Here is a 7,688-nt window from a genome sequence, read left to right on the forward strand (position 1 = left end):
TCCCGCATCAACTTACAGATGGAGCAATCATCCTATGGACATCCTGCCGCTTGATGAATCCGGCACTCTTTATCTCGCATCCGACATTGATGACTGGCCGGCCATCGAGGCCCTGGGCATCTCCGTGATCTTCGACCTCGACGGCGACCTGGATATCGGTGTTCCGACCATTCCCAACCATATCCTCTACATCTATTTTCCGTTCTATGACGTGGATCTGCCCGACCTGGGCAAGCTCCATGCCGTGGCGCAACTGGGTGCGACGCTGGTGAAGGGGGGGTATAGGGTGTTGTGCCATTGCATGCTGGGATTGAACCGTTCGGCCTTGGTGACAGGGCTGATTTTGGTGTATCTGGGGATGGCGGGCGAGGCGGCGGTGAAGCATTTGCAGTCGAAAAAACCCGGGGCACTCTACAATGAAACCTTCGCCGACTATCTCCGTTCAGCTCAACCCCAGATGGGGCTGGGTGTATAACCCAGAATGCGGCTTTTCGACGGGATGAAAACAAAAAAGCCCAGACTTATGATGTCCCGGCTTCTTTATTTTTCGGAGTGGAGCTGAGGGCTTGATGAAACGTGGGCTAAACGAGGAACGCGCCTGGAGGTCGGCCACAAATGGCAGAGGCCTGTGGTGGAACTCGGGGGCGACCCACATGAATCAAGCCTTTCCAAAGCAATTCTATTTGGCCAATTTTCAGTTGCTTTTCGATCGCTTTTCGCATAGCATTTTTCCACGAAGATTTTCCGAGGTTACTCGTTTCGTCCGATTCTGCAAAATTAGAACAACCGATACTTTAAAATTATACCTAATATATTATAAGGGTTATGAGTAATTTGTGCAAGAACTTCCTGCAGCGTCCCGGAAAATCTTCATTTTCCTAAAATGCTATAACGCCCCGATCACAAATAGTTTATTTGTTTTCGTTCAGGCACTAAATAACAGCAAGTATCCGGAAAATCGTTGCCGATTCAGATGCGGCCAATAGCGCGAAACATCATAAAGAAATTAAAGCAAGTTCGCGGCAGATCGGCTGTTGCGATCTGGGGGAAAAGGCCACGAGTTCGATTCATGATCCTCACTTCGGCCCGAAGCGGATCAAATTTTCTCCATTACGCGTTGAAATCTCATGAAAATATTCAAATGTTCGGAGAAGTCTTCAATCTGCAGGCCGCCTCCGCGCCGGTGATGAGGAGGCTCCTTCTGGACCCCGTGAAATATGCCGACAAACTGCTGAACAAAAAATGTCCAAAGGGAAAAATGGTCCTGGGCTTCAAAATTTTCTATAACCAAATGACGCCGGAGCAGGTTGACTGCGAATTTTATTCTACTTATTTCATCCAACGGAAGGACGTCTCTAATGAAGAGGCGGCCCAGATCGAAAGATTGAAAAGATATATCGCCAATACCTTCGATGTTGTCGCCGCGAAAGCACGTATTGAAGATGTCTGGTCCTATTTTCAAAAAGATACGAGAATCAAGATTCTGCATTTGCGGCGGAAAAACCATCTCAAGCAATATCTGTCCATCTGTCGAGCATGGCAATCAAATGAGTGGATATCGATGAAGTCCAGCGCGTTGGCACAGTCGTCTTTGAAACCAATCCGCATCGAATACCATAATTGTTTACGGTTTTTCGAAAAACTGGGTGAATGGGAAAAAAAGTTCTGCCGGCATTTCAGCCGCCATCAAGTCCATGACGTTTTCTATGAAGACCTGACTGGGGACCCCGGCGTTGAACTGGAGAAGGTACAAGCCTTTTTGGGACTCCCGCTGAAAAGGCTTGATGTTCAGTTGCGGAAGCAAAGACAGCAACCTGTTTCCGAGGCAATAGTGAACTACGGGGAATTAAAGGCCCGATTCAAAGGCTCGTGCTACGAAGACTATTTCAGAAATCAGCGGTAATAGGGCCGGTGATGAAGAGTTGGGGGTCGGGGCCTTGGACAGATTTGCGTTGAGGCATAGGAGCAATGATCATGACGCTGCACGGTGAGGCCATCCAGAAGAAAAAAGACTTATTTCTCGGATATTTGAAGCACGGGTTTCTCGGAGACAAGGTCTGGCTTGATGCATCGGTCTTGTGCCAGCTGAAGTGTCCTATTTGCAGTACCGGGAATAAACAGACCGGTATTCTCGGGAATGGATACCTGTCATTCGAGAATTTCAGGAATTTCATCGATCGACACCCTCAGATCAAAAAAATCGAGCTTTCGAACTGGGGCGAAATCTTCTTGAATCCGGACTTGGAAAGAATACTGGAATATGGCTCATCCAAGGGAGTTGCGCTTTCGGCAAACAACGGTGTCAACTTCAACACCGCGACCGACGCCCAGATCGAGGCCTTGGTAAAGTATGAATTGAAGGGCATGCTGGTATCAATCGACGGCGCCTCACAACCGATATACCAGATCTACCGAAGAGGTGGGAATATCGATGCCGTGATCAGCAACATCAAAAAAGTAAATTATTACAAAAAGCGGTATCAAAAAGAAGTTCCAGTAATGAAATGGCAGTTTATTCTATTCGGCCACAATGAAAAGGAACTCCCTGCGGCGAGAAAAATGGCCGAGGAGCTGGGTATGATCTTCAAGGTCAAGCTCAATGGAGACCCCGGATATTCTCCCATCGAAGACACAGATCAGGCCATCAGGGAGACAGGATACAAATCCTGGAACGACCAATTGGAAAAAACCGGCGCCATCCGGAATCATTCCTGCTACCAGTTATGGGAAATGCCGGTCATCAATTGGGACGGCAAGTTGCTTGGATGCTGTAGAAACCGCTACGGTCATTTCGGAAACGTCTTTTCGGCGGGTATCGGAAAACATATCAAAGGAGAAAAATACGCCTATACCCAAAAAATGCTCATGGGAAAAGCGGTGCCGCGAGACGATATCCCTTGCATGTCGTGTCATATTTTCGAGATCATGAGATCCAGGAACATTTATGTTGACCCCTATGGAAACAAAACACTGAAGCGGCGGCTGCTGATGCGTATGTTTCAACCTTGATCCTTTTTTGGTCCGTCATCGGGGCGAAGTTCTGGTTCTGCCCGGTGCTGTTCACGATAACCGGATCAACTCAGAGAAAACGTTATGAGCGAACGGGATCTTCAGAATCGGTATGATGCCATCGTCGTCGGATCCGGTGCCTCCGGGGGGTGGGCCGCAAAGGAACTCTCTGAAAGGAGCCTGAGCGTCCTCGTATTGGAAGCCGGCCGTCCCATAGTGCCAGGGAAGGACTATTCGTGGATGACAGCCGGAAAGCACCGAAATTCGCCGGCGGAGAGAATTAAAGCGATGATGGCCGGTCAGTATGTTCAGGCTTGGTGCGGCGGATGGTCACCGCTGACAAAGCACTTTTTCGTAAACGACAGACTCAATCCCTATACCTACCCACGGGACCAAAAATACTATTGGTTCCGTGGCCGGCAGGCCGGCGGACGTCTTCACACTTGGGCGCGCGTGGCCCCTCGGATGTCGGATGCCGACTTTCAGGCCGCCAAGGGGGGCGGCCATGGCAGAGACTGGCCCATTTCATATGCAGACCTCCAACCATACTATGACCGGGTCGAAACCTTCATGGGCCTGTACGGCGAAAAGGACGGCCACCCGCTGATGCCTGACGGCATCTACATCCGGCCGTGGCCCCTCACCTCCCAGGAGACAGCCTTCAAGCACCAGATCGAAAGGACTTGGCCCGAAAGGCGGGTTGTCAGCGCCAGGGTCATGCAGCAGCTTTCAAGAGTCCCCATAATGTTGCTGTCGGCCCAGCAGACAGGTCGATGTGAAATGAGGTACCACGCCATCGTCAGTAAAATCGATATCGATTCGCGGACCCGAAGGGCCACAGGCGTAACCTTCATCGACCGGTATACGGGAAGGACCCAGACGGTTCAATCGAGGGTGATCGTCCTGGCTGCCTCCGCCTTCGAGTCTATCCGAATCCTGCTGAACAGTAGATGCCGTGAGCATCCCGGGGGAATCGGAAACAGCTCTGGACTACTGGGCCGCAATGTGATGGACAATACCTTTCTCTATCGATCCGGGCCCACCGAACATTGTGACCCCCCACCTTTTGACCAGGATCCCTATGCCCTCGGTAAAGGTAATGGCTTCTTTATACCGCAATTTCGGAATGTGAACGGCCTGGATTCGGATTTCCTCCGCGGATACTATACATGCGGTGCCATCGGGCGCGGGGGAAAGCGATGGTGGATGGTCTGCTTCGGGGCCATGCTGCCCCATCCGGAGAACCGAGTGACGGTTCACCCTAAAATGAAAGACGCATGGGGAATACCTGTAATTCATATTGACATCCGGTATCGGGAAAATGAGCTGGCCATGATTGCCGATCAAGAGAAAACCCTCCAGGAGATGATAGCGGCCTGTGGCCTGAAAGTGTCATGCTGGGTGAGCGGGCCTTGCGGTCCGCTGTTTCAGAAAGTCATGGAAAACAGGTCGCTGCATCCATCAGGCAGTTTTTACCCCGGATATGCCGTCCATAAATGTGGCGGAGCTCCGATGGGCTCCGATCCGGGAGAATCCATCCTGAACATGTATAGCCAGTCTTGGGACGTGGATAACGTATACGTAACCGACGCTGCCTGCTTTCCCTCGGGTGCGGCCGTCAATCTGACCAATACCATCATGGCGCTTACGGTAAGGGCCTGTGAACACATCGCAGATCGGATGCACGGAGGAGAACTGTAATCGCGTGCAGCACATGGTCGTCTATTTTTGGCTCTTTAATTTAGAGCCTCGTCGGGTTTGCCCTAGAGTAAACGACAGTTGAAAACCTGAAACAAAGGTAGGATATCATGAGGGCTGTATTGCGCGTACTGAAGACTCCTGTATTCAATCTGTGCTATAGAATCCTGATGTCTTGCAACCGGTCCACGTCCATCTCCGGCAGGACCCCGTATGGGATGGAAGAGCTTAAATTCGTGCACCAGGTTCTCCGGTCCAGTAAGCTCTCCCGAACCGTTGGGAAAATGGTCCTGATCTTTGAAAAGGAATTTGCCCATGCATACAACGTGGCTTACGGGGTCGCATCCACCTCAGGTACATCTTCAATTCACGTGGCCCTGGGCGCGCTGAACCTGAATCCGGGAGATGAGGTCATCACCACACCGATTACGGACATGGGAACAATCATCCCGATTCTGGCTCAGAATGCCGTTCCGGTCTTCGCGGATATTGACGATACTTACAATATCAGCCCCGCCGCCATCGAATCGTGCATCTCCGAACGTACAAAGGCTATCGTCACCGTCCACACCTACGGCAATCCATGCGACATGGATGGAATTATGGCCCTGTCCAGGCGTTACAATCTACCTGTGGTCGAGGACTGCTCCCAGGCGCATATGACAATTTATAAAGGGCGGCTCCTCGGAAGCATCGGGGATATGGGATGTTTCAGCCTCCATGAATCGAAGCACCTCACAACGGGTGACGGCGGCATGACCATCACCAACCGGACGACATATCATAATATCATGCGGCTGTTTGTGGACAAAGGATTCGACAGGGAGACAAGGGCCGGTTCACCCTATTATTTCTATGCACCCAACTACCGGATGCCGGAACTGTGCGCGGCCGTGGGGATAGCCCAATTGAAAAAAGTCTCTCATGTGGTGCGCCGCAGAAATCATCTGGGAACAATGCTTTCCAATCTCCTTTCGGGCACCAACGGGGTCCGGCCTGCACCCGTGACACCCGGCGCTTCCCACTCCTACTGGGCCTATCCACTCTATCTGGAAACCATCGACGTCAATGTCTTCGTCAACGAATTGAAGGGGATGGCCATCCCCGCAGCGATCCATATGTCCACACCGCTGTACCTTTCCGCAAAAGCGCTGTCGACAGGACGTGTTTACGGGAGCAGTCGCTGCCCGTTTTCGTGCGCAAGGCCCGGCATTGAATATCGAAGAGGAGACTGCCCGAAAGCGGAGCGTTTGACCGACCACCTGGTGACCTTGTGGCTGACCGAAAACTGGTCCGAAGACCGAATCAGGAAAACCGCTGCATCGATCAAAAACATCGTCAAAAAACTGCTGGACAACCACCAATAGGTGCCAAGGTTGCCTTCACCTGAAACATGATTGAGAAACTTTTCTGAGGCAGAGGTTCAGAACATCCTCACGGCTACCCCCTCCCACGCCAACGGATATTTACGGGTCACCTTCCAAGGATGGCCTAAAAATCGAAGGAAAGCCATCAAGCTGGTGGTCAACAAGAATGATCCAAAACTGGAATATTCATGAACAGAATTTGTCAATACCAGAACAAATCGAAGCTTGAATCTTTAGGTTGATATGCAAATGATCGTGTTGAAGGCATTGTTGACTTGTCTTATAAAAAAAGACTATTGAGAAATTATAGGTAAAACTCATCAAATCGCAAAGGCGACTTATGAAGCTAATTGTCTATAAAGAATTGCTTTCAGTAATGAAATCACGCCGGGGGCCTTATGCAGGGCTGGACATTCCCCAATTTTTTGACCTGGTGGAGGAATTGTTTTCGCCCGAAGAGGCAGGGGTTAACAATGCTCTCTCCAAAGAACCGGAAATGCTTGAAGAAATCGCCTTGAAATTACACCGTGACCCAAAAGAACTCCGCCCGCTGCTCGAAGGCATGGCGGATAAAGGGCTCTGCGCAACTTTCGTGAGGGGCAACGATCGCGTTTACAAAGGTTTGCCGTTTATGCCAGGTATTTTCGAATACCAATTTATTTCCGGTCGCGATACCGCCCGCTACCGCAAACTTGCACAATTGATTTATGCATATAAGAAAGCCTTTGACGCGGCCACAGGCATTGAAGAAATTACTTTTCCAGTAACGCGCGTCATTCCCGTGAACAAAACCATCGATGCAAGCAATCGGATCCATACTTATGACCAAGTCGCTACCTATATCCAAAAATACGATGCCATCGGCGTGGGCACCTGCTACTGTAGGCATGCAGCCAAACTGCGCGGTGAGGACACCCATGATATGCCAATGGACGTCTGCATGTGGTTCGGCCACGCTGCCGATTATATGGTGGATCGCATCGGTGGAAGAAAAGTGACCAAAGCGGAAGCCATGGACTTGTTAGACAGGTGTGAGACGGCTGGCCTGATCCATATGAGCCGCAATACGACGGAGGAAATCGAATTCTTGTGCAATTGTGATCGCTGGCACTGTGAGGTGGTCAACCAGGTACTGAAGCAAGCAAAGCCTGGATGGATCTTCAATTCCGGCTATCAACCCCGTTTCAACCCGGGAAAATGTGTTGCCTGTGAAACATGCATTGATCGCTGTCCACCCGAGGCTCTTACCATGGGTTATGATCATATTCCCGTTGTAAATCTTGACAGATGTTTCGGATGTTCGGTTTGTGCTACTGGCTGCCCAGAAGAAGCCATTGTCATGGAGTCCAAACCGGAGTTCCCTTCACCGCCCAAAAATGTGAAGGAACTGGTTTCCGCATTAAAAGCAGGTCGTCTTTATCGATAATCGAGTTGCAGAGGGTGGCAGGGAGTGAATCCGACCATTCAACGATTATGATCCTTATGCTGCCAGTTTGGTTATGTTACGAGTAATTTCATTCCCGCCATCTAATTCCTTTCAAGATATGTAACATTTTTATATCATTCCTCTAATTCGTGATTTTAAATAGAGGGGTGACTATGGAGCAAATTCCT

Annotated in this window: 6 protein-coding genes; all 6 read left to right on the forward strand. The window is 50.3% G+C overall.

The annotated features are described in order from the left end of the window. Window positions 1–34: 34 nt before the first annotated feature. The 6 genes from ACEW8N_RS06150 (at window position 35) to ACEW8N_RS06175 (ending at window position 7,500) form a co-directional block, all read left to right on the forward strand. A complete protein-coding gene (locus tag ACEW8N_RS06150; RefSeq protein WP_373498928.1) occupies window positions 35–475 on the forward strand; it encodes a hypothetical protein in 441 nt (146 codons plus the stop codon). Window positions 476–1,069: 594 nt separating this feature from the next. Further along, the gene (locus ACEW8N_RS06155) at window positions 1,070–1,903 is read left to right on the forward strand and encodes a sulfotransferase (protein WP_373498929.1); all 834 of its coding nucleotides are present in this window, start codon (window positions 1,070–1,072) and stop codon (window positions 1,901–1,903) included. A gap of 71 nt (window positions 1,904–1,974) precedes the next feature. Next, a complete protein-coding gene (locus tag ACEW8N_RS06160; protein ID WP_373498930.1) occupies window positions 1,975–3,009 on the forward strand; it encodes an SPASM domain-containing protein in 1,035 nt (344 codons plus the stop codon). 84 nt (window positions 3,010–3,093) lie between these two features. Then, window positions 3,094–4,710 (forward strand): GMC oxidoreductase, encoded by a 1,617-nt coding sequence (locus ACEW8N_RS06165; RefSeq protein WP_373498931.1) that lies wholly within the window; start codon window positions 3,094–3,096, stop codon window positions 4,708–4,710. Between the two features lie 215 nt (window positions 4,711–4,925). After that, complete coding sequence (locus ACEW8N_RS06170; RefSeq protein ID WP_373498932.1) at window positions 4,926–6,074, forward strand: DegT/DnrJ/EryC1/StrS family aminotransferase; 1,149 nt, start codon at window positions 4,926–4,928, stop codon at window positions 6,072–6,074. A 340-nt stretch (window positions 6,075–6,414) separates the two neighbouring features. Then, window positions 6,415–7,500 carry an ATP-binding protein gene (locus ACEW8N_RS06175; RefSeq protein WP_373498933.1) on the forward strand — a complete coding sequence of 362 codons (1,086 nt, stop codon included), beginning with the start codon at window positions 6,415–6,417 and terminating at the stop codon, window positions 7,498–7,500. Window positions 7,501–7,688: the final 188 nt, after the last annotated feature.

The organism is Desulfococcus sp., assembly GCF_041737845.1.
GTDB lineage: Bacteria > Desulfobacterota > Desulfobacteria > Desulfobacterales > Desulfococcaceae > Desulfococcus.